Genomic DNA, 22,118 nt, shown 5'->3' with positions numbered 1-22,118 from the left:
ACTTCTGCTGTATAGGAAGTGCACCTGTCATGCTAGAACGTGTTTTGCCGGCAGCCAACATAAGTAGCTGTAAAATATAAAAGGTAAATCAGCAGAAACAGTCCCAAACCGATGGATACGGAGGTCCAGAAAACGGCAGTCGTAATCATTTCCAACAGGATATTCTTTACACAGGCAGCAATAAATACGGACAACGGGATGGGCAGCAGCAGCGGAATTCCGAAATAAAGAAGAAGCTGACGAAATACCAGTTTATGGATCTTTCTGTCGGATACGCCTAAGTTGGACAGAATCTTATAGCGGAAGCGATGTTTGGATGCTTCGCTTAACTGCTGGACTGCCAGTATGGTTGCCGCGGTGCAGATAAAGATCAGACCAGTATAATACAGACAGAAACCAAAAATCAAAATAGAAGCACGGCTGTCAGAGACGATTTTTCCCTTGGTGTTCCAGTTGTTAGCTCTCCGATTTTGAAAATCTTCGTCACTGCTATACAGAGAGGTCAGATAGTCATAGTCCTCCACAGTTGTCTCTTGTTCTGTTTCAATCACCAGAGTGGTTTGATCTGTAGGAAGCCCGTCGGTAAGATGGTCCGGGAGAACAATAATACAGCCGATACCAATGTTCCCGCTTTGTGAAAGTGGAGAATCATATACGGCCTGAAGGTCCAGGGTAGTGCCGTTTATGGTGTAGGGCAGGCTGTCTTTGGTATCCACGATTTTTTTGATGTTGGAATATGCGTGGATGATGTAATGGCCGTCTGTAAGGTTCACCGGTTCATATCCAAGCATTTTGCGGAGTCCGGCATAGTCACTGTAGGAAATGGCGTAATCGTCAACGGCATAGGACTGCTGGTCTAATGCTTCATACAGCGCCATCTGTCCGCATTGGTAAATGGGAACCTGCAGACTGGATTTTATTCCGCGTGTCTTCTTGAAATAATCTGCGGCTTCTGTGAGCACAGCCGGGTCCTCTGCCGACACTTGGGCATCGAAGGTACAGCGGTTTAAGGCGGAAAGTTCAAAAAACTTGTTGAAAAGCATAGCGCTTTGAATACAGGCCAGGGTGAGGGTTAAAAGCATAGCCAGCGTTCCCATGGTAAAACTCATGGTTTTCAATTTGGCGGATAGATTCCGATAGAGAAAGAGAGTATCTTTTGAAAATTTCCGCTCATTTTTTCCAAGGAATATTTTGATCAGGAAACCCGCCAGTGTAATATAAGCTCCATAGAGTCCGATGATGACCAGCAGAAAGCCGGCAAGGAGCAGGAATGGTGAAAAATTGGAGGTATTATGGAAAATAACGTATAAAATAATACATCCGGCTGCCAGCAGGCCCACTGAGGCAGCACAAAATACCCAATGGCTTTTCTTGTTGGAGATGATCGCGGCTTCATTTTGCTTCTCAGCGTACATGAGATCGTATATTTTAGTCTTTTTCAGTTTCTTTCTCATCCGCAGCATGGAGAAAGTATAGATCAGGATAACATAGAGTAAAGTTAACAGGACAGCAGGAAAGGAAATATCAGCCTTGACAGAAAAACGTACTTCAAAGAGATTCATGATGATCAAGGTAAGAATCTGATAGATAAAAGTTCCTGCAAGCAGGCCGGCCAGAAAAGCGGCTGTTCCCATTATGTTGTTTTCCAACATGATCATCCGGGAAATCTTACGGCTGCTGATACCCAGAAGCATATAAGTGCCAAGCTCCCGGCTTCTCTTTTCCAGCATGAAGCAGTTCATATAATGGACCAGCCATTCGATCACGGCAATCACGATCACAGAGATGAAGGCGATCATGATTGGCAGACTGTCCATCATCCGGTTAAGATTTTTGATATCCTTAGAAAATACGACCATATTGAAAGCGTACATAAGGGAAAAGGAAATGGTCACAGTGAGGAGATAGACAGCATAATCTCTCATGGAACGTTTGGCATTGCGCAGAGCCAGTTTACTGAGCATTGGAAACATCACCTCCCAGCAGAGTTACTATGTCCAGGATCTCAGTGAAAAAAGCACGTCTGGTTTTGTCCCCTCGTGACAGTTCGCTGAAAATTTTTCCGTCCCGCAGAAAAAGGATTCGACTGCAGTAGCTGGCGGAAAAGATGTCATGGGTAACCATCAGGATCGTTGCCTGCATTTCCCGGTTCATCTGGGTGAAACATTCCAACAGCATACCTGCGGATTTGGAATCCAGGGCACCTGTAGGTTCATCAGCCAGTATAAGGCTGGGGTGGGCAATCAAAGCCCGGGCGCAGGCACACCGCTGACGCTGCCCGCCGGATACTTCATAAGGGAATTTGGCGAGGATATTCTGTATGCCGAGACGGGCGGCCACATTTTTTACCTCGCCGGCGATTTTTTTGGGGGAGGTCCCTTGGATCACAGGTGCCAGGGCAATGTTCTCTTCAATGGTCAGTGTATCTAAAAGATTAAAATCCTGAAAGACAAAGCCCAGGTTCTTTTGGCGGAACTCTGCCAGTTTATCTTCCTTTAGCTCGGTGATATCTGTATCCCGCAGGTAAATGTGTCCTGCTGTTGCGGTATCTATAGTGGAAATGCAGTTGAGAAGAGTAGTCTTGCCGCTTCCCGAGGCTCCCATGATGCCCAGGAATTCTCCTTTTTCCACCGAAAAGCTTATATTGTCCAGTGCTTTCGTGATGAGTGTCTTTGCTCCGTAGTATTTTTCCAGTTCTTCGATTCTGAGCAGAGTTTCCATATTTTACTCCTTCTATGATGATGTTTGATTTGGTTTTTATGATGTTATCATAGCAGGGTACAGGGTGTTTTTGTACTTACAAAATTGTAATGCCTTATTTCGGACGTATGTAAGTTCCGGTAGGAAAGTCAATTGTGATCTTAGTTCCCTCCCCGCATACAGAATCTGCCCGGATGGAAAGGCCCAGTTTCAGGCAGAGTTTACGGCAGAGATACAATCCCATGCCTGTGGACTGCCGGTTTGTGCGGACAGTGCCGGTGAATCCCTTTTCAAAGATACGGGGCAGGTCCGCGGCAGGAATGCCCCGGCCGTTGTCTTCAAGGATCAGTGAGACACTGGATCCTGTATGGGCGGCGGAGATTTTAATGCAGGCGTCCTTTGTCCTGTGGTATTTTATGGAATTGGAGAGAATCTGACTGATAATGTAAGTGAGCCATTTTTCATCTGTATAGACAATGTCATCGGTCTCTTCAATCTGCAGCGCGATTTTTTCTTCCAGAAGCAGGGACCTGTTTTCCAGAAGGGCAGGACGGATAGCGTCAAATAGTTGAAATTCTTTGACAAAGTAATCTTTTTCCACGTTCTCACTGCGGGCATAATACAGGGCCTGCTCCACCAGATAGTTGATTCGGGACAGTTCTTTTCCGATGCGTTTATTTTCCGTTTCCGGATGGTTTTTGCAGATCAGGTCAATGGCAGTGATGGGGGTCTTGATTTCGTGAATCCATTCCTCAATGTATTCTTTGTACTGATACTGGGATTTTTTTAGGTGGTTTATCTTCTCCAGCATGGATTTGCAGGCTGTGCGAAGCGTTTGTTGGAAAAGCTGTTCGGAACAGGTCTTCGGTTTATCCAGCATCTCGCAGATAAGATATTTCTGGTCCAGCAGGTCTAACTGTCTGGTGATCTGTTCTGCTTTTTTCTTCTGTTTATAAAATCCGCTTCCCCAGACAATGAAAAGGATAACTGCCCAGATTATAAGTATGGGAAGGACAGAAGAGAAGCTGTTTCCAAGTAAGGCTAAATAGATCGTCATAGCGATTGCACAAAACACATTCAGAAAAAGCAGCATCAGTTTTTCATATAGATAGTTTGCAGGCGTCATAGCAGTTTCCTTTCTCAGATGTTGACCATCAGTCCTTTTTTGGGGATTGTCACAATGAAATCGCCCAGGTTCAGCTCTTTCAGACGGCGGCGCAGCCTGGAAAGATTCACATTTAATATGTTCTCATCCACATAGCATTTATTTTCCCATAGATACTCAATTAACGCGTCTTTTGTCACGATATGTCCTTTATTTAAAAAGAGATAGTAGAGGATTTTGACCTCATTTTTGGAAAGGTCCATGGTTTGTCCCTGGTAAGTGATCTGTCCCATCAGTACATTGAGAGCAGCACCGGACGCATAGATGGATGCAGAGGGGGCGGCATTTTGGCGGGCCATGATTCTGCCAATGCGGGCCAGAAGTATGGGCAGGTGGTATGGCTTGCGTATGAAGTCATCCCCGCCCATGAGAATTCCGGACAGCTCATCTTCATCGCGGGTGCGCCCTGTAACAAAGATAATAGGTACATTTGTCTGCTTACGGATATCGCGGCAGAGCTTCAGGCCGTCACAGGCGTCTAAATTAATGTCCAGAAGAATAAGCTCGATGGGAGAGGAGACCAGCAGGTACGTTACCTCTGCAGTCAATTCATCCTGGGAATGGCAGCGGCATTCCGGGCAGATGCAGGGATAGCCGTTTGCCTGAAGGTAAACAGACAGTTCCCGGCGGATATTTGGATTGTCTTCTATAATTAATATCATGGTATCTCCTTATAGTTGATGTTAAATAAGTGTGTATAGTATATGAGAAGAATAGAAAAATGTCAACGAAAGAAATGACTTTATCGTATGCCTATGATAGAATGTGATTAATAGATAAATACGAAGGAATCATACTGTATAGGAGAGATATTTTATGATAAATAGTAGAAGAGTAAAAGAGATAATGTTTGCATTAGGAGCGGATTTATGTGGGATAGCAAGTATAGACAGGTTTGATAATGCACCGAAAGGCTATCATCCTCTAGATGTCCTGCCGACATGTAAATCAGTAATTTCTTTTGGGTGCAGATTTCCGGTAGGTACATTAATCTGCAAGTCTCATATTCCATATACAAGAGTGAGAAACTCTATTACACCAAAAATGGATGCGATAGCTCTTGATTTTTGTATTGAAATGGAAAAAAATCAAATAGTATGTGTTCCCATTCCCACAAATGAAAGTCAATGGGATAAAAATACTGGCAGATATCGTTCTATTGTTTCTCAAAAGCATGCGGCTCAAGCGGCTGGATTGGGGACCATAGGAAGGCATTCGTTGTTAATAACGCCGGAATTTGGAAGTATGGTTTGGTTAGGGACAGTGTTATGCGAACAGGAGTTTGAGTCTGATGAAATGAAAGAACCTCTATGCAATAATTGTAATTTATGTGTTGATATCTGCCCTGTGAATGCTTTGGCTAATCAGGAAATAAAACAACAATCTTGTTGGGATTTTGCATTTGGAGATGATGAAGAAGAGAAGGTTTGGAGAATAGCCTGTCATAAATGTAGAGATATTTGTCCATATAATTTAGGCAGTCAAAATTCTTTTTTAAATCAAAATAAATAAGATGATTTTATTGGAGGAAATATCAATGCAAGATTTTTATGAAGTATTAACCAGTGAAAGTAAAAACATAGCATTACCAGACGAGTTTAATTATTTTGGAAAATTTATCGGCAGCTGGGCAATCGATTATATTGAGAGCGGCAATTCCATTGCGAACTTGAAGCCAAAAACAAGATAACATGATAATTCTCACCTTTATCAATGATGAAAAAAGAAAGTGGGTTTTCACTAAGATTGAGGATGATTTTTTTCATTGGGAAAATATTACTGTAAAAGATAATGGTGAATGGTACATAAATGCAGAAATATATGCCGAACGCATCAAATAATCATCGGCTTTATAGTAATGTTTATAATTGCTGGTAGTCCACAACTATTCGCGAAATGTCCATTTTACGAATAGTTGTGGACATTTTCCTCCAAATGGGCTATAATCAGGCTAAATGCAACGCTTTATTACGAATCCTATTGAGGTGCAAAATTCATGGAGAAAAAAAATATCAGCTATCACGAGAAAAAATATATTGATAATAATATCCGGCTCAGAAATATTCTGGCGGAGCTTCCGCCGTATGTACAGGATTTCTGCAGAGGCCGTCAGACAACTTTGAGCATGCAGACCCAGATTGCTTATTGTTATGATTTAAAGATTTTCTTTCAGTTTCTTACAACCGCAAATCCCACTTTGAAAAATTCGGCGCTCCGTGACATTTCCCTTGATGTCATGGAAAATCTTCGTCCCACAGATATTGAAGAATTTCAGAATTATCTGAAAGTTTACGAAAGCCAAAATACAGGTGAGGCAATGACAAACGGCGAAATCGGCATTTCCAGAAAGATTTCCGCTCTCAGAAGCCTTTTTGACTATCTGTATAAGCATGAAATGGTAAAAAATAACCCTACTCGTATTGTGGATGTTCCGAAAGTCCATGAAAAAGCCATTATTCAGCTTGATCCAGATGAAATTGCCATGATCTTGGATTCCATGGAGGAATTCAGCGACAATTTGACACCCCACCAAAAGGGCTACTATCTGAAAACAAAAACACGTGATATTGCTATTATAACACTTTTTCTCGGAACCGGGCTGCGTGTGTCTGAATGTGTGGGGCTGGATATTTCTGATGTCAATTTTAAAAACAGTGGTCTCCGCGTGATACGAAAAGGTGGAAATGAGAAAATTGTTTATTTTGGCGAGGAGGTGGAAATTGCCCTGCTCAATTACCTGGAAGAAAGAGAAAACATGGAGACAAAGCCGGGCCATGAAAACGCACTTTTCCTCTCCCTCCAGGGAACCCGCCTGAGTGTCCGGGCAACAGAGAAAATGGTAAAAAAATATACACAGCCAATCATTACAAATAAGAAAATCACTCCCCATAAGCTGCGTTCTACATATGGCACGGCTCTTTACGAGGAAACAGGTGATATTTATCTTGTGGCAGATGTTCTGGGCCATAAAAGTGTCTCTACCACGCAGAAGCATTATGCGAAATTAAAGGATTCCAGGAGGCGTGCAGCCGCCAGTGCTGTCCGCCTCAGAGAAAAAGAAAGTGACTAGGCAGGACAGGAATACAGCAGCCAAAACAGTGCTTCTCTCCTCTTCTTCTGTCATATAAGTAATATTTTGATACAGGCCAATAGCCGGAGAACCCTTACAAGGAAGACCCGGAAGATATCCGTACAATCACAATCTCACCAAACGGAGATGCGCTTGGTGAGAACGTGTATCGTACAGATATTTTGGATATTCTAAGGCATTACGGGCCTGAAAAAATGCATTTCGTTTAAGGCTTCTGATATCTGTTATGCCCATCCATGATCTTCTGTAACGAATAGATAGATTTGTTCAGATTAAATAAGTAGGCAAATGCGCAGACCACAAAGAAATGCGGAAGGTAGGAAAAGCCAAACACCTCCGTGCCGATCAATACCGGAGCCAGAAAGGTATTCGTCGCGCTTCCGAATACGCCTGCATAGCCCAGTGCCGCGGCAATTTCTACAGGAACACCGAGGACAGGGGCAATTACAGCTCCAAGACTTGCTCCGATAGAGAACAGGGGTGTAACCTCCCCGCCCTGAAATCCCGCTGCCAGTGTTACTATGGTAAGCAGGAATTTCAAGATCCAGTCATAGCTGAGAATATCTTCCCCGTAAAAGCTGGCGTGGATCAGATTGGTACCGAGTCCTGCATATCTGCCTTGATATAGGAGGAGCAGGAGGACGCTTAAAATAAGCCCTATGATAAAAATACGAATTACCGGCTGCTTCCATGTCTGGGCAAATTTCTTTTTCATATATTTCAGAGTCCATGCAAATGCGCCCCCCACAACGCCGAACAGTATGCCCAGCAGGATCATTTTTCCCATATTAGGAAAATTCATATCTATTTTTCCTGTAAGCGCAAAGGAAAATTTCTCCAGTCCTAAGAACTGTGATGTGGCGCTGGCGGTAAAGGCGGCTGTGATTGCGGGAAGCAGAGCCTGGTATTCCAGGGCTCCTGCGACCAGAACTTCCATTGCAAAGAAAACAGCGGCAATGGGTGTTTCAAAAAGCCCTGCAAATCCTGCCGCCATACCTGTTACGAGAAAAATATGGGAACTGTTTTTCAGCGGTATTTTTCTTCCGACCCAGTGGGAAAAGGTAGCGCCAATCTGCACAGCCACGCCTTCTCTGCCGGCACTTCCCCCGAATAAATGTGTGATCCACGTTCCGGTTATAATAAATGGAATCAGTTTTAACGGAATCACTTCCTCTTCCCCATGCCCTGCTTCAAAGATCAAATTCATGCCTTTACTGCTCTTCCCTCCGAATTTCAGGTAACAAAAAGCAATAAGCGCACCTGCCAAAGCCAGAAACGGAATGAGCTGCATGGGATGCCCGTTTCTGAAATCCGTGATCGCCAGCAGTACCCTTCCGAATACAGCATCAATCCCTCCGACAACCAGGCCAATGGGAATTCCCAGCAGTCCTAATAGCAACAGTTCCTTATACGTTTGAAATGTTCTCTTCACTCTTCCGTACATATCTCTTACTCCTTCCTTTTTCGCATCCTGCATTCTCATTCGTACTTTTTCATATTTTCGCATAAAAAAAGCTGATACCCCTGTTTGAAACAGAAGTCATCAGCAAACATGCGCTTTTGGAATATTTCCACGGGAGAACCTCATTCCCTTAAAATCCTACGCTAGAATCATATCATGAGTAACGTGTCTTGTCAATGTGCTGTTTCCGTATTTTGGCTCTAAATATACAAGTATACATAGTGTACTATGGTGTCAGGAACAGCGTGAACTTGCATGTTTCCTTGAAAAGAAATATAATGAATTCCAGAGAAAGTCACTGCGAAAAATCATCCTCAGGGATGTTCAGTTTTCTCCGAAGTAAACAGAAGCGGAGCTATATGATACATTTAGACCAACAGCCGCCGACGGCGGCGTTCAAGGAGGAATATAAAATGGAATTACGCGTACTGCAATATTTTCTCGCCATAGCCAGAGAGCAGAGCATTGTGCGTGCTGCTGAATCGCTTCATCTCTCACAGCCCACCCTCTCCACCCAAATCAAAAATATGGAGCAGGAACTGGGCAAACAGCTTTTGATCCGCGGGACAAAAGGTTCCAGGAAAGTAACCCTTACAGAGGAAGGCATGATCCTGCGGAAACGTGCAGAAGAAATTCTCGATCTGGTGAAAAAGGCGGAAAAAGAAGTTACCTTGTCCGACAGTGTTGTAATGGGGGATGTCTATATTGGAACAGGGGAGACAGACGCGGTCCGGCTGATCGCGAAAGCAGCCCGGAGTCTGCAGCAGACATATCCGGATATCTGCTATCATATCTCCAGCGGCAATGCGGAATTTGTATTGGAACGTCTGGATAAGGGACTGATTGACTTCGGCATTGTGTTTGGCTCCGTAGACACGGCAAAATACAATGCTCTGAAAATGCCGTCAAAAGATATATGGGGTGTACTGATGAGACGTGATTCACTGTTGGCGGAACAGGACTCTGTTTCACCGGAAGATTTGTGGGATAAACCCCTGATCATTTCCCATCAGAAAAACCAGGGCGGAGCACTGAACACATGGATGAAAAAGGAAATGTCGGAACTAAATATCGCAGCAACCTATAATCTGCTTTTCAATGCCTCACTTATGGTTGATGAGGGATTGGGCTATGCTGTCTGCTTTGATAAGATCATCAATACGGCAGATAACGGTAATCTCTGTTTTCGTCCCCTGTCTCCCAGGCTGGAAGTGGAAATGAGTATCATATGGAAAAAATATCAGGTATTTTCAAAACCTGCTGAAAAACTTTTGGAAAAGTTAAAGGAGACGTTCTGAAGATTTGCTCCGGGGGCGGTCAAACAGTCGTCCCCGGAGCCGGCTGTTAAATGACTGGGCTATGCTGTAACCACTCCCCGGCAGCCAGACACCGAAAATCTTCTGTATGGCCTGTTATCCTATGTCAAAATTTTCAGAACTGAAATTGCTGTAAAACCGTCCTTGTTCTGCAGTAAAGCGCAACACACAGTAGTCTGGATCTGTCACGCCTTCCGGATAATACATGGTATCGCCCTCCTGCCACAGCATCTCTTTACTGGCCGGATCCTCAAGCACTTCCATGGTCCCGGTCAGCATGACACCTTTAAAGAACCGCTTATCACAGAAATAAAGGCAGGCTTTTGGATTCTTTCTGTATTGCTGTACCCGCATAGAGGATGTGTTGGTATGAAAATAAATCACCCTGATACCCTCTCTTTTCCGCGGTGCCAGCATTGCCTTTGTATTTGGCATACCGTTTTCATCGACGGAGCTTATGAAAACCACACTCTGCTTATCAAGAATCGCTCCTATTGTTTTAACCGGATTTGTCATAATTTACCTCCCTATGTAATTTTCGGATTTTATTTTTCGCAGCAGCCTTTTGTTGCTGCTTTTATTATAAGCCTATATAGAGGTGTGGTAAATTAGTTACTTTTTGGTGACTATAAAAGCCCTTTGTCTCTTAAAAAGTCCTGGCGGCCGTCCTCGATCATCATTTCTATGCCAATGCTCTGCATGATGGAAACTGCTTCAAAAAGCCGCTTTCCCCGTTCTGTGAGAACATAGTCTGATTTCAGCGGATACCCCTCACCTTTTGATTTATGGATTATGCCGCATTCCAGCAGTTCGTTTAAATGCTGTATCAGCATTTTCTGGCTGATGCCGTTGATTGACTTTTTCAGTCCAGATAAAGAATGGCTGCCTTTATTAAGCTGCCATAGTATGATCGGCTTCCATTTTCCCCGGATTATGTCATGGGTCATTTCCAGTGGGCATGTATATTCATTTCTCATCTTCATTTTTTGACGCCTCATTGGTGAAAGCAGTGCAGCCTTCATTCCATGCTTTAACTTCGCTTAATAAGAACGACTGTATGAACGGATTGTTTTGAGGGCAGACCAAGAACATAAATGCACTGTTACGGCATTTTTGATAATGTTCGCCCTTTAACCAAAAATCATATCCCTTAGAACATCTGGGATTGCAGGCAGTTGGGTCAGCCAGACGTTTACAGATGGGGGCTTTCTGTATTGCACTGATCATTTCGCCGGGCAGTGTTTCCAGGAATTTTTCATACTCGTTTACGTGGACCCCATAGATACGGACAAGCATGCCTTTTTTCCGAAATACATAATTTGCGACAGTTTTTTTATGATAAAGGTAAGACACCATGTAGCCGCTTTTGGCTGTTTTAATTTCTATTTTACAGCCAAGTTCCATTAATTTGTTGTGCAGTTCCTTCACAAAATCCTGATTCTCAATCGGTACAGAAGTAATAAAATCCTGAAATTCTATTTTCTTATCCATTGTTATCCTATCCTCCGCTTTTTTCATTTTCTCTTTATTTTTCTCTTACGGCAATCCAGACTTCAACCCGGCCGTCTTTTTTGTAATATTCAATATCCGGTGCTCCGGATTTCATTCTGCCTGTGATGTACCCTTTATTTAACGGTCTGTATTTTGATTTTGGCAGCCATTTTGTGATTGCCTGGGCCTCTGTTCTCCCTATGGTTTCCCGTGTGCATGGAAAGACTGCCCAGGTCATGGCCGGAACCGTGTATTCGGCAAGATCATCCGGTGCGGCGTGGTCACTTGAGACGGCTATAATATATTCAAAAATTCTGGTATCTCCCGGGTCTGTATTATAAATATTTATGCCGAATAACCCGTCTGTCTCCCGGTCTGCCAATTTTAACAGGGATGAATCCAGATGGTTCTCCCGGAACTTTGACCAGTGCAGAGGAATCACTTTTCTGCCCTCTCCCTTCTGGTTCGTTGTCTTGATCAAATAACCGACAACGCGAAAGCTGTCTTTTTTTTCTATACGAAAAGGTTCCATTTGTTTTTCCTCCTGCTTTTTCCTATAAGACGGTTTCGTCCTTTATTGATTATATCTTATTTGCCGGAGGAATTCCTCTCTTTTGGTGCACCGTTTGGATAGCATGACTGTATGTCTGTTATCTTGCAAAAGTCTATGGCGGAGGATTGGTGAATGATTTCTGGAATGGGGATAACATCATTTTTTGCATCTTAAAAAATAATGAATCATACCTACATCATCATAGATTCCATCTTTTTTCTCTATTTCAAAATATTGTTGTAATATATTTTCAAATTCATAAGGCAATATGTTAAACATATCGGGTCTGCCTATATATTCTTCGATTTGCATCATAATACGACCGACAGAACTATTTATATTCGGAATATCTATAACAAACTTTCCAGATGGTTTTATTATCCGGTGTGCTTCAACGATTGCCTTTTGAACAAACTCCTTTTCAAAATATTCAAGAACCCCGATACATGCTCCTATATCAAAACTGCTATCTTCAAAAAGAGTTTCATGTATGCTACCGCAAAACAATTCTCCAATAGGCAGCTTTTTATTTTCCACATATTTATATAATAATTGAATGGTTTCTGGACTAATATCAACTCCATGGTACAGCGAGGGCCATGTATCATATCCCTTGAACATAAGGTTCAGAGCGCAACCAAGGTCAATAAATTTTTTATCCGCGTCAGGCTTTAGATATTCTTTGATTTCAATGTATTCACTGCCTCCTTTACCACTTTCTACTGCTGCTATGTATTTGGGATAATCAGGGTTATTTGTAATGTAATCCGGCAAGTTGTCATAATTGGGGAAATCGTGTTTCCCATGTTCACGTATACTTCTGTCGTAAGATTTTGCAATTAAATCTAATTGATTTTTCATTGTATTCAGCAGTTCCTTTTTTTGAAATATTGTATAAATAATCTCTGTTACAGTTACTAAATTCTCTCCCGGTTTCATTCAGCAATCATTCCCTGCTTTCACCTCGGTCAATTCAAGTTTGTCTTATTATACAGTATTTCAGTTCAGAAGTATAGCAATGCATATATACTTAAAAGGACTTGGCCTACAGCCCAAAGCATGCGTAAAAGAATACTGCTTATGGCAGAGCTGACACAAAAAAGACTTACTTGCTTTTATACAAATAAGTCTTTTCCACATTTAAAGTCTGTTTATCACGATAAAGAGCTGCTGGCTTTTCAAACAGGCTCTAAACTCTCAGACTTTCAAACCATGCTTTTATTTCTTTTTCACTCACATTTACATCAAATCTCTTACCATCCTTTAGTATCGCACCCGGACAGGAGGACTCCAATTCAGCGTTGGTATTACCCATACCACTGCTTCCGGATGTTGCCACCGGAATAATAATCTTGTCATTCCAATCATATTGTTCCAAAAATGTATTGATGATTGTCGGGGCTATGTACCACCAGATGGGAAAAGCGAGAATCAGAATTTTGATATTTTCTGTACTCTCCAGTTTATTCGCTATGGCCGGTCGGAATGACTTATCATTCATCTCTACACTGCTCCGGCTATTTTTATTCATCCAGTCAAGATCTGCAGCGGAATATGGTATCTCCGGATGAATTTCATGTAAATCCCCATCTACTACGTTCGCAATCTTCTTTGCCAGTTTCTCTGTTATTCCTGTTGCTGAAAAATACGCTACTAATATTTCACTCATAGTTCTATTCCTCCCTTTTTACATATATGTAACGGTTTCTGAAAGCTCCCTGCGCTGTGTATGGGTGGCAAGCGGTTTTGCATCCTCTGCTGCATAGCCGATATCCAGGATCATGAGCACTTCCTCGTTATCAGGCAGTCCCAGTTCTTTTGCCGCAGCTTCGGGGTCAAAGAAGTTGATCCAGCAGCTGTCAACGCCCACGGCTTTTGCGGCAAGCATCATATGGGTGGCAACAATGGAAGCGTCCTCGATTCCGGAATCACGCTGTTCTCCCGGGTATACAAACACGTTGTTTTTATCAAATGCCACGACTATGGCAGTGGGGGCTCCGTATCGGCAGGGTGTCACCTTATCAATTTTAGCAAGTCCTTCCTCAGATTGGACAACATAGATACGCTGTTCCTGCAGGTTCTTTGCCGTAGGTGCCAGCCTTCCCGCTTCAAGGATCACGTCCAGATGTTCTGCTGCCACCTGGCGCCCATCAAATTTCTTGCATGCATAACGGTTTTTTAATACTTCCAAAAAGTCCATTCTTTTTTCCTCCTGTTTTAGAATCGGTTCTATAATGACTATAAACCTTAAACCTAACTTCAGGTCAATACTTTTTTGACGTTTCTGACATTTTTTAATAAGAATACAAAGCATATAAGGAAAAAACTTTTACATTTGTAAAACTTTTGCAGTCGTGCTATAATCATTTATGAGGTGAAAAACAATGATCAATAAAAACGCAACAAACCCAGCAGCACTCCGTTCCCGAAAGGCTCTGGCTACAGCTTTGGTAAGTCTCCTTCTGAATCATCCGTTAAAGGATATCAAAATTGAAGATATTACCAGAACCGCCGGGTTATCCCGGCAGACTTTTTACACGAATTTCAGCCAGAAAGAAGATATCCTGGAGCATGCCTTAAATGAGCTTTTTTTAATGTTTACCGGAAGTCTCCAAAGCCTGCCGGAAACAATAAATAAAATGCTGGCAGTCTATTTTGAATTCTGGAGCGGACACAAAAAATTTCTGTCAGTACTATTTGACAATCAGCTCTCTTACATTTTTGCAGCCAATAATATGTATCTTTTCAAAAATGAGTTTTCCTTCTATGCAAAGAACGTATCAAACTCACAGGAAGAACTGCCCTATTTGGAAAATTATCTGGCCGGACTTACCTTTCATATGCTCCGTACCTGGCAGCAAAACGACTGGAATGAAGATACCGAAATGATTGTACAAATTGCCTGCCGACTTTTGAAAGGGGATATTTTTAATGGAAAAGAATTATAAAAACAGGAAACTGATTATTGGAATTATCATTATTGGAGCTTTCATCAGTTCCCTAAACCAGACAGTCATGACTGCATCACTGCCTAAAATTATGACGGAATTCAATATAACTGCAGGCGTTGGGCAATGGCTTACAACAGGCTATCTGCTGTTTATGGGCGTCATGATACCTTGTACCGGATTTCTTATGGAACATTTTTCTTCTAAAAAACTATATTTGGTATCTGTTTCTTTATTTTTTATCGGGTGTGCGGCGGCCGCCTTTTCTCCCAATGTCTATCTGCTCCTTCTCTCCCGTATTATACAGGCTCTGGGAGCGGGGATTCTTCTTCCTCTTCCACAGGTGGTAGCATTTCGGCTGTATAAACCGGAAGAACGTGGGACAATTATGGGAATTGTAGGACTTACCACGGGATTTGCACCGGCTTTCGGTCCTACCTTTGCCGGATGGATCGCAGATCTCTTCGGATGGCGGACAATTTTTTATATTATGTGCGCTCTGGCTGCTTTCGGAATTATTTTGGCCATTGTCAAACTTCCAGGTGAAAAAATGCATGCCGAAGGGAAACTTGATATTATTTCCGTTATTTTATCTACGATTGGATTCTGCGGCCTTCTTACAGGTGTATCCAACCAGGGGAATTATGGTTTTTCTTCTCCTTTAACCATCGGTCCGCTGTTAGTGGGAATTATATGTGTTGCACTCTTTGCTGTCCGGCAGTTAAAACTCTCCTCCCCCCTTCTTGAGTTAAGGATATTCAAAAGTCACAATTTCACTCTGGGCACAATTCTTTTGATCTTTGCCTATGGTTCCATGCTTTCAGTCTCCACACTGATTCCTATTTATATTCAGAATTTAAGGCATTACTCTGCCACCATATCCGGTTTGGTTCTGCTTCCGGGTGCTCTTTTCTTAGCTTTCTTAAATCCTCTCTGCGGCAGAATACTGGATAAGAAAGGCCCTTATATTCTTTCTCTTGCAGGTCTTGCCCTTTTAGGGGGTGCAACATTGGGGCTTTCTTCTATCGGAGCAGAAACACCGCTTATAACAATCATAATTATCTATGCCTTCCGCATGCTCGGTGTTGTAGCTCTTCTGCAGCCCCTGCAGACCTGGGCTGTAAATTCTGTACAGTTTAAATACGTTGCCCACGGAACTGCGCTTATGAATACAGTACGCCAGGTAGGCGGCTCGATCATCAGTGCCCTTCTGGTAACTGTTATGTCTTCCTCTGCAAAAAGTCATGGAGATATAGCTGGAATTAAGACTTCTTTTCTTGTAACTTCTATTATTGTGTTTATTTCTTTTGCTGTCTGTGCTTTTTTAATGCACCCGAAAAGAACAGCAGGGAAAGAAACCGAAAACAAAGAAAAAGTTTCCTATGCACAAAAAAATCCACCGGAACATACGATCATTACCATCGCAAGGGAATATGGAAGCGGAGGCAGGGAAATCGGGCTGAAAACTGCCCAGGCTCTCGGCATACCCTTTTACGACAGGGAACTGATTGCCATGGAGGCAAGAGAATGCGGGTTGTCTGATAATTATGTAGAATCCTTTGAAGAAGGTGTCTCTTTTAGAAATACTGCGTGGGACTGGGCTGCTCAAAGCTATGGTACTTTCGAGACCCATCTTTTTAATACCGGAAATTTAAGCGAAGTAGACCTCCTCTATCAAGCTCAGAAAAGAGTTATCCAGCGGATTAGCCAGGAAGGTTCCTGTGTTATCATTGGTCGGTGCGCAGACTATATCTTAAAAGATTATCCCGGCTGCCTCCGTATCTTCATCTGCTCAGATTTAAATCAGAAAAGGCAGCGTATACAAAGTGAATATGGAATTGCTCCTGAAAAAACAGACATAACAATGAAAATAAAAGATGGGCAAAGAGCTTTTCACCACAAACGTTACACAGGCCAGGTCTGGGGAAATCCGTCCAACTATCATATGGTACTAAATAGCTCTCTGTTGGGAATAGACAGATGTGTACGGTTGATATTGGAAGGGATACATCAATAAACCGGTCAGAAAACTGTAATTGTAAACCATAATTCCATTGACAGATTCCCAAACGTATCATATAATTACGTTGTAAATATAATTAACACTGTTAATCGGAGGCGTATATGGGAATTAAAGAACGGCGTGACGTGGAAAAAGCGGAGATGAAGCAGAAAATCATGACTGCGGCCATAGAGATCATTGAGCAGGAGGGATATGAGAAGCTGTCCATCAGAAAAATAGCTTCCAGAATTGAATACTCTCCCACTACGATTTATCTCTATTATAAGGATAAGGCGGAGATCATCAAAGATATGGCCCAAAAGCTCTACGGCAAGGTAATGGATAATCTCTCCCAACAGGATACTGTGGTGTCTGCAGACCAGAAGGTACATAAGATGATGCGGATCTTTATCCAAACGCTCTGTGAGGAACCGGAAATGGTAAAAGCTGTCATGTTCAGCGGAGTGAATGTTATATTTGCAAATGACAGTACAGATGGAAAGCCCACCAACTCCGGAATCGCCATGTTCGACGAACTCCTTGCAGACGGAATCAAACAGGCAGTCTTCAGACCTGTGACCGCCGGACATTCTTGGATGATCGTCAGTGCAATGCTGGGATTTGTCATGAGCGCCATTGAAAATCAGACATATCTGCTTGCTGGTTTTGAACAGCTTACAGAGGATTTTGTGGGAATTTTATTAGGAGGTATAAAACTGTGAAAGCATCTTCCAAAGCCCGCAGGGGCATTTTACCAAAGCTGCTTGCAGGGGCAGGTATTGTGTTCGCTGTACTTCTGGGCATAATTTTTATTGTAATGCTGACACAAAAGCCTGAGAAAATGGAAATATCAAACATGGATATCTCATCTGTCAGTGACGGTACCTATGTTGGACGCGCTGACAATGGATTCGTTAAGGCCGCTGTTTCTGTTGAAGTCAGTGATGGGAAACTAAAGAGCATCACCATACTGGAACATGATACATTGTTGGGCAGACCGGGCGAAAAAATCATCGACGACATTGTCGAACAGCAGTCACTGGAGGTAGATGCGGTCAGTTCTGCCACATACAGCAGTGATACTATACGAAAAGCTGTAGAAAATGCTTTGAAAAAAGGAGAATAAGAAATGAATACAATGATTATTTACGCAAGCAGATATGGGTGTACCGCGGACTGTGCGCAGCAATTGAAATCCAGATTATCCGGTTCTGTATCTCTTACAGATATCGACCGGGTTTCCAAGAGCCCTGCTGACCTTAAAGATTTTGATACCATCATTTTGGGAAGTTCCATTTATATCGGCGCGGTATCAAAGAAAATGAAAGCATTTTGTAAGGCAAACGAATCATTGCTGAGCAGTAAAAAAATAGGAATTTTCCTCTGCTGCGGATTCCAGGAACAGTTTGAGGAATACCTGTCTTCAAATTTTCCGCCTTCCCTCAGAAAGAACGCGGTAATAAAGTGTTTTGGCGGTGAGGCCAGAACAGAGAAAATGAAGGCTTTTGACAAGCTGATCATGAAAGCGGCCATGAAGAGACGCGGGGAAACCCTGAAGATTTCTTCTGAGAATATAGAATGCTTTTCAAAAGCCATTCAGGTCCTGTAAGAAGAATACCCGCCGCGTTCTCTAAAGAAGGCCGGAATTCTGTAGCGGCAAAAATCACAGACCTAATATTTTCAACAATTCTAAATGGGGATGTCCGGTATCTGACTGAAATACGTCAATGTGGTCCACATCTGCGCTTCTGTCTGCAAAGGCAGGGAAAAGAAACCCACACTCCGGTTTACCCGGTTCATAGTCGCCCTCTAATGGGCAGATGGCGCAGATGATGTATTCAAACACTTCTTCTGACTCCCCTACCCTCTTATGATCCGCAGCTTTTACAGGTACATCATAACGGTCGTGGTAGACAAGGACCGCGTAGCCGCCGTTTGATTCATAGGATTCCGCGATCAGGTCGTAGAATGTCTCCATCAGCACGTCGTTTTTCAGACCGCAGGATTTCATTCCCATGAGGAGCTGGCGCATACTGCCCGCTTTCATGGAATCCTCCGGAAATCGGTATCGCTTTAGATTTTTATTGGTGGCGGAAAAGGGAATGGCCTTTGCGATTGCCAGGTTTTTCCCTTTATCGGATGGGGAAAGCTTCAGAAAATTTGTATTAAAAGTGCCGTCTATATCACCGTCCGCATCCATATAGCTGCCGGCAGCTCTTGTCATGGACGTTCTGGCTGGTGTCATGCGTCTGGTTAGTTCCAGCATATCCTCTCTGTTTATCATTTCGGTCTCCTTGTGAAGAATATATTTTCTATATATTCATATCACAATCCTGGTTTGTTCACAAGATGTTTTTTGAAGAAAAAAAGGAAACGGTCCGCAGGGTTAATCCCGCGAACCGTTTTGCCTGTCGTTCGATGAATCCGACAGGCCCGACTGGTGTCTGACGCTGCAGCCGCCTTTACCGTTTAGTTTAGCCTGGTATAAGGCTTTATCGGCCTGTGATATGATATTGTCAAGGGGGACATCATTGTTCCAGATGACTGCTCCGCAGGTACAGCTTATGGGTAACTGGTCTGTAAGCGCCCCGTTCTGGAATCCGCCGCAGATTTCCTCACCTTTTTTCAGCGCTGTCTCTTCAGAGCCCATCTGTCTCATGATGACAAGAAATTCATCGCCGCCGAACCGGGCCAGAATGTCATTGCTTCTTGTCCGGGCGTGGAGAAGGTCTCCGAATTTTTTCAAAAGACGGTCACCGAGGCTGTGTCCAAGCGTTTCATTAACCTGTTTTAAATTATCAATATCGAATAAAAAGACTGCCATGGGGGCATCTTCTTTTTTCATGATCCTTACCGCGGCATTGAGACCGCGGCGGTTTAGCAGTCCTGTCAGATAATCCCGGCAGGCATCCTCATGTAAGGTCTGCCTGCTCTCGTAAGACAGAGAGCGCTCCATGGCGTTTATGAGCCGTCTTTCTATTATTTTTGCGGAACAGGGTTTATATGCGAAGTCATCGGCACCCATCTCAACTGCCTGATCTTCTGTCCGTGGATCAGGCGGGGCTGTGGCGACCACAGGGATATTCCAGACCGCCTTTTCCCTCTGCAGAATTTCCAATACGGAAAAACCGCTGAGTTCCGGTAAGGTGAGGCTTAGAACGACACCGGAAAGCTCACGCTCATAGCGGACGATAAATCCCAGAGCTTCCTTTCCGGTAACCGCTTCTATGATCTTAAATCTGTTTCTCAGCAGGCTGCAGATCTGGTTTCGGTACGCATCATCCTCCTCTGCCACGAGAATATATCCGGACAGGGATGTGCTGCCGAGGGAAGACGCTTCCGCCTCTGTTTCTTCCTTCGTGCTGTCCTGTCTCTTTAAGAGGGATTCAAATTCTTCACTGGGCATGGGCCGGGCAAAATAGTAGCCCTGTACATAGTCGCATCCGATCTCCTTCAGACGCTCCAGTTGTTCCCTGGTCTCCACGCCCTCTGCCACCACCCGCAGATCCATCCAGCGTGCAAGCCCCATGATAAAACCGAGAATGCCCTGATCCATGGGCTTTGCTGTCTCGCTTTGGATAAATTTCATATCCAGCTTCAGGATATCAAGCGGGAGCTGGTTCAGCATGTTCAGGGAGGAGTAGCCGCTTCCGAAGTCATCCATCTCGATAATGAATCCCAGTTCACGCAGATGGCGGACTGTGGAGATGATCTGGTCAGGATCCTCCGTATAGGCACTCTCTGTGATCTCCAGATGAAGGCGTGAAGGCGCAAGACCGTATCTGCTGACCATCTTCAGGAGGACATCAGCCAGATCCACCTGATAGATATCTGCCCTGGATACATTGACTGAGACAGGAATGGGCGGATAACCTATGCTGTCCCATTTCTGTAAGATGGCACAGGTCTTTTCCCAGACATACTGGTCAAGGTTGGTGATAAAGCCGTTCCGTTCAAAGAGCGGAATAAATGCCGCCGGGGACTGAAAGCCCCATTTGGGATGTTCCCAGCGCACGAGAGCCTCCGCGCCGGCCAGCCGCTCTGTGCTGATGCTGTATTTCGGCTGCAGATAGACAATAAACTGCTCCTCTGCCAGCGCGTTTTCCATAACATCCGTGATAGCCTGTTCGTGGAGCATTTGGTTGCGCAGGTCATCGTCATATTTGGAATAATACTTTCCGTATTGTCCTTTGATTTTCCGCGCAGCCAGAAGGGCGCGATCGCACATCTGTTCCACCGGCAGTAAGCGGTCTTCAACCGCATAAATACCCCATTTCATCACAATGCTGCGCATACTGCCGGTTTTACTGATCTGTGCGCCTGCCTGTATGAAAAATTCATCCCGGTAATCCTCCCGGTGTTTCATCAGACAGGCAAACTGGTCCGCGTGGAGACGGCCGCAGATTCCTTCCTCTCCCACCAGTCCTGTGTACATATCAGCCACGCTGCACAGCAGTCTGTCCCCGGCAGGTGTTCCGAATATGTCATTGACCAGTTTGAAATTCTCAATATCGGAGCATACGATATCGTACTCCTGGTCAGGGGTCTGTTCCAGGGTTTCTCTGACCCGCTGATAGAAGAATTCTTTGCTGTAGAGACCGGTAAGCCTGTCGAACTGAAACTGATTGATGATAGCGGCAGTCTCCCGCAGACGGATGATGCTTGCGACCCGGCGCAGGATCGCCTGGGGATTATAGGGCTTTGTCACAAACTCCGTTGCACCGCTGGAGAGGGCCGCAATCTCATCTGTCTCGCTGTCACTCTGTGTTGCCACAATCACGGGGATGGACGCGTAGGAGGGATTTTTTTCTATAATGGAAAGGAAGGTATGCCCATCCATGACAGGCATAATGATATCCAGCAGAATCAGGGAAATCTCCTCTTTGCATTCCTGCAGAACCAAAAGCGCCTCTTGTCCGTTCTCTGCTTCCAGGACCGTATATTCAGGAGTCAGAATTTCACATAACATCATTCGATTGATAGCATTATCTTCTACTACCAGTATATTTTTTTTGGATCTCATTCCATCGTTCCTCTTACCTCTCCGGCTGACTGCCTATCACAACAGTTATTATATTAGTATTGAGCAGTCTGTGGTTTCTGCAGAATGCGGTCCACTATGCTCATGTGTGTTCCAGATTATTTTAACATGTGACCATTTCTTTATCAAGAAAATAATCAGAGGTTCTTCGTTTTGACAGCAAAAAAAGAGCGGTACTGTCCAGTAACAGTATAACTCTTTGGAGCGGGTACCGTCAATTGCGGCTGGTATCTTTTTGATACTAGAATACTTCCCGGTGCCTTCTTGCATTTTCCCGAGGGCAGTATATAATGAAAATAAATATTGATTAATGTCTGTACATACTTTTACATACCAAGGAGATGTTTCC

General features: G+C 43.7%; 22 protein-coding genes, 1 pseudogene and 1 riboswitch. Of the genes and pseudogenes, 9 read left to right on the top strand and 14 right to left on the bottom strand.

Annotation, left to right across the window (positions count from 1 at the left end; genetic code table 11):
* Positions 1-32: 32 nt before the first annotated feature.
* The 4 genes from V8Q34_RS04120 to V8Q34_RS04105 all read right to left on the bottom strand — a co-directional run bounded on the left by V8Q34_RS04120 (position 33) and on the right by V8Q34_RS04105 (position 4,527).
* The gene (locus V8Q34_RS04120) at positions 33-1,964 is read right to left on the bottom strand and encodes an ABC transporter permease (RefSeq protein WP_335834878.1); all 1,932 of its coding nucleotides are present in this window, start codon (positions 1,962-1,964) and stop codon (positions 33-35) included.
* Positions 1,954-2,721, bottom strand: coding sequence for an ABC transporter ATP-binding protein (locus V8Q34_RS04115; protein ID WP_335834877.1), 768 nt, complete (start codon positions 2,719-2,721; stop codon positions 1,954-1,956). The genes V8Q34_RS04120 and V8Q34_RS04115 overlap by 11 nt, the downstream gene beginning before the upstream one ends.
* Before the next feature lie 94 nt (positions 2,722-2,815).
* The gene (locus V8Q34_RS04110) at positions 2,816-3,826 is read right to left on the bottom strand and encodes a sensor histidine kinase (RefSeq protein WP_335834876.1); all 1,011 of its coding nucleotides are present in this window, start codon (positions 3,824-3,826) and stop codon (positions 2,816-2,818) included.
* Between the two features lie 14 nt (positions 3,827-3,840).
* Positions 3,841-4,527 carry a response regulator transcription factor gene (locus V8Q34_RS04105; RefSeq protein ID WP_227212037.1) on the bottom strand — a complete coding sequence of 229 codons (687 nt, stop codon included), beginning with the start codon at positions 4,525-4,527 and terminating at the stop codon, positions 3,841-3,843.
* 154 nt (positions 4,528-4,681) lie between these two features.
* On the opposite strand from V8Q34_RS04105, the gene V8Q34_RS04100 reads away from it, so the two are divergent.
* The 3 genes and pseudogenes from V8Q34_RS04100 (at position 4,682) to V8Q34_RS04090 (ending at position 6,935) form a co-directional block, all read left to right on the top strand.
* The gene (locus tag V8Q34_RS04100; protein ID WP_335834875.1) at positions 4,682-5,377 is read left to right on the top strand and encodes a 4Fe-4S binding protein; all 696 of its coding nucleotides are present in this window, start codon (positions 4,682-4,684) and stop codon (positions 5,375-5,377) included.
* A gap of 25 nt (positions 5,378-5,402) precedes the next feature.
* Positions 5,403-5,706 (top strand): annotated as a pseudogene (locus tag V8Q34_RS27500) (hypothetical protein).
* Positions 5,707-5,861: 155 nt separating this feature from the next.
* Positions 5,862-6,935, top strand: coding sequence for a tyrosine-type recombinase/integrase (locus V8Q34_RS04090; RefSeq protein WP_033142263.1), 1,074 nt, complete (start codon positions 5,862-5,864; stop codon positions 6,933-6,935).
* A 226-nt stretch (positions 6,936-7,161) separates the two neighbouring features.
* On the opposite strand, the gene V8Q34_RS04085 is transcribed toward V8Q34_RS04090, so the two are convergent.
* Entirely contained in the window at positions 7,162-8,400 is a 1,239-nt protein-coding gene (locus tag V8Q34_RS04085) for a chloride channel protein (RefSeq protein ID WP_335834873.1), read from the bottom strand.
* A gap of 83 nt (positions 8,401-8,483) precedes the next feature.
* Positions 8,484-8,557: riboswitch (Fluoride riboswitch) on the bottom strand.
* A gap of 274 nt (positions 8,558-8,831) precedes the next feature.
* Here V8Q34_RS04085 and V8Q34_RS04080 point away from each other — a divergent pair.
* A complete protein-coding gene (locus tag V8Q34_RS04080; protein ID WP_033142264.1) occupies positions 8,832-9,716 on the top strand; it encodes a LysR family transcriptional regulator in 885 nt (294 codons plus the stop codon).
* Between the two features lie 114 nt (positions 9,717-9,830).
* Here V8Q34_RS04080 and V8Q34_RS04075 read toward each other — a convergent pair whose 3' ends face one another.
* From V8Q34_RS04075 to V8Q34_RS04045, 7 genes are all read right to left on the bottom strand, one after another.
* Positions 9,831-10,250: a pyridoxamine 5'-phosphate oxidase family protein gene (locus V8Q34_RS04075; RefSeq protein ID WP_033142265.1), complete on the bottom strand. Its 420-nt coding sequence runs from the start codon at positions 10,248-10,250 to the stop codon at positions 9,831-9,833.
* 110 nt (positions 10,251-10,360) lie between these two features.
* The gene (locus V8Q34_RS04070; RefSeq protein ID WP_054352656.1) at positions 10,361-10,717 is read right to left on the bottom strand and encodes a winged helix-turn-helix transcriptional regulator; all 357 of its coding nucleotides are present in this window, start codon (positions 10,715-10,717) and stop codon (positions 10,361-10,363) included.
* Complete coding sequence (locus tag V8Q34_RS04065; protein WP_054352715.1) at positions 10,701-11,225, bottom strand: hypothetical protein; 525 nt, start codon at positions 11,223-11,225, stop codon at positions 10,701-10,703. Before V8Q34_RS04065 ends, V8Q34_RS04070 begins: the two co-directional genes overlap by 17 nt.
* 34 nt (positions 11,226-11,259) lie before the next feature.
* Entirely contained in the window at positions 11,260-11,757 is a 498-nt protein-coding gene (locus V8Q34_RS04060; RefSeq protein ID WP_103731368.1) for a GyrI-like domain-containing protein, read from the bottom strand.
* Positions 11,758-11,934: 177 nt separating this feature from the next.
* Positions 11,935-12,717 (bottom strand): class I SAM-dependent methyltransferase, encoded by a 783-nt coding sequence (locus V8Q34_RS04055; protein ID WP_118594112.1) that lies wholly within the window; start codon positions 12,715-12,717, stop codon positions 11,935-11,937.
* 250 nt (positions 12,718-12,967) lie between these two features.
* Positions 12,968-13,447, bottom strand: coding sequence for a flavodoxin (locus tag V8Q34_RS04050; protein WP_118743696.1), 480 nt, complete (start codon positions 13,445-13,447; stop codon positions 12,968-12,970).
* Positions 13,448-13,465: 18 nt separating this feature from the next.
* Positions 13,466-13,978 carry a nitroreductase family protein gene (locus V8Q34_RS04045; protein WP_227211820.1) on the bottom strand — a complete coding sequence of 171 codons (513 nt, stop codon included), beginning with the start codon at positions 13,976-13,978 and terminating at the stop codon, positions 13,466-13,468.
* Positions 13,979-14,162: 184 nt separating this feature from the next.
* On the opposite strand from V8Q34_RS04045, the gene V8Q34_RS04040 reads away from it, so the two are divergent.
* From V8Q34_RS04040 to V8Q34_RS04020, 5 genes are all read left to right on the top strand, one after another.
* The gene (locus tag V8Q34_RS04040; RefSeq protein WP_033142271.1) at positions 14,163-14,726 is read left to right on the top strand and encodes a TetR/AcrR family transcriptional regulator; all 564 of its coding nucleotides are present in this window, start codon (positions 14,163-14,165) and stop codon (positions 14,724-14,726) included.
* Positions 14,710-16,743: a DHA2 family efflux MFS transporter permease subunit gene (locus V8Q34_RS04035; protein ID WP_335834872.1), complete on the top strand. Its 2,034-nt coding sequence runs from the start codon at positions 14,710-14,712 to the stop codon at positions 16,741-16,743. Before V8Q34_RS04040 ends, V8Q34_RS04035 begins: the two co-directional genes overlap by 17 nt.
* 107 nt (positions 16,744-16,850) lie before the next feature.
* Positions 16,851-17,450 carry a TetR/AcrR family transcriptional regulator gene (locus V8Q34_RS04030; protein ID WP_033142272.1) on the top strand — a complete coding sequence of 200 codons (600 nt, stop codon included), beginning with the start codon at positions 16,851-16,853 and terminating at the stop codon, positions 17,448-17,450.
* Complete coding sequence (locus V8Q34_RS04025; RefSeq protein WP_225305319.1) at positions 17,447-17,854, top strand: FMN-binding protein; 408 nt, start codon at positions 17,447-17,449, stop codon at positions 17,852-17,854. The genes V8Q34_RS04030 and V8Q34_RS04025 overlap by 4 nt, the downstream gene beginning before the upstream one ends.
* 3 nt (positions 17,855-17,857) lie before the next feature.
* Complete coding sequence (locus V8Q34_RS04020; protein WP_033142273.1) at positions 17,858-18,337, top strand: flavodoxin domain-containing protein; 480 nt, start codon at positions 17,858-17,860, stop codon at positions 18,335-18,337.
* Between the two features lie 54 nt (positions 18,338-18,391).
* Here V8Q34_RS04020 and V8Q34_RS04015 read toward each other — a convergent pair whose 3' ends face one another.
* On the bottom strand, positions 18,392-19,012 hold the full coding sequence (locus V8Q34_RS04015) for a DUF4317 family protein (RefSeq protein WP_335834871.1): 621 nt from the start codon (positions 19,010-19,012) through the stop codon (positions 18,392-18,394).
* 102 nt (positions 19,013-19,114) lie between these two features.
* A complete protein-coding gene (locus V8Q34_RS04010) occupies positions 19,115-21,751 on the bottom strand; it encodes an EAL domain-containing protein (protein WP_335834870.1) in 2,637 nt (878 codons plus the stop codon).
* Positions 21,752-22,118: the final 367 nt, after the last annotated feature.

Origin of the sequence: Blautia sp. JLR.GB0024 (assembly GCF_037000545.1) — a bacterium.
Lineage (GTDB): Bacteria > Bacillota > Clostridia > Lachnospirales > Lachnospiraceae > Blautia > Blautia celeris.
This window is presented reverse-complemented; position numbering and strand designations above follow the sequence as displayed.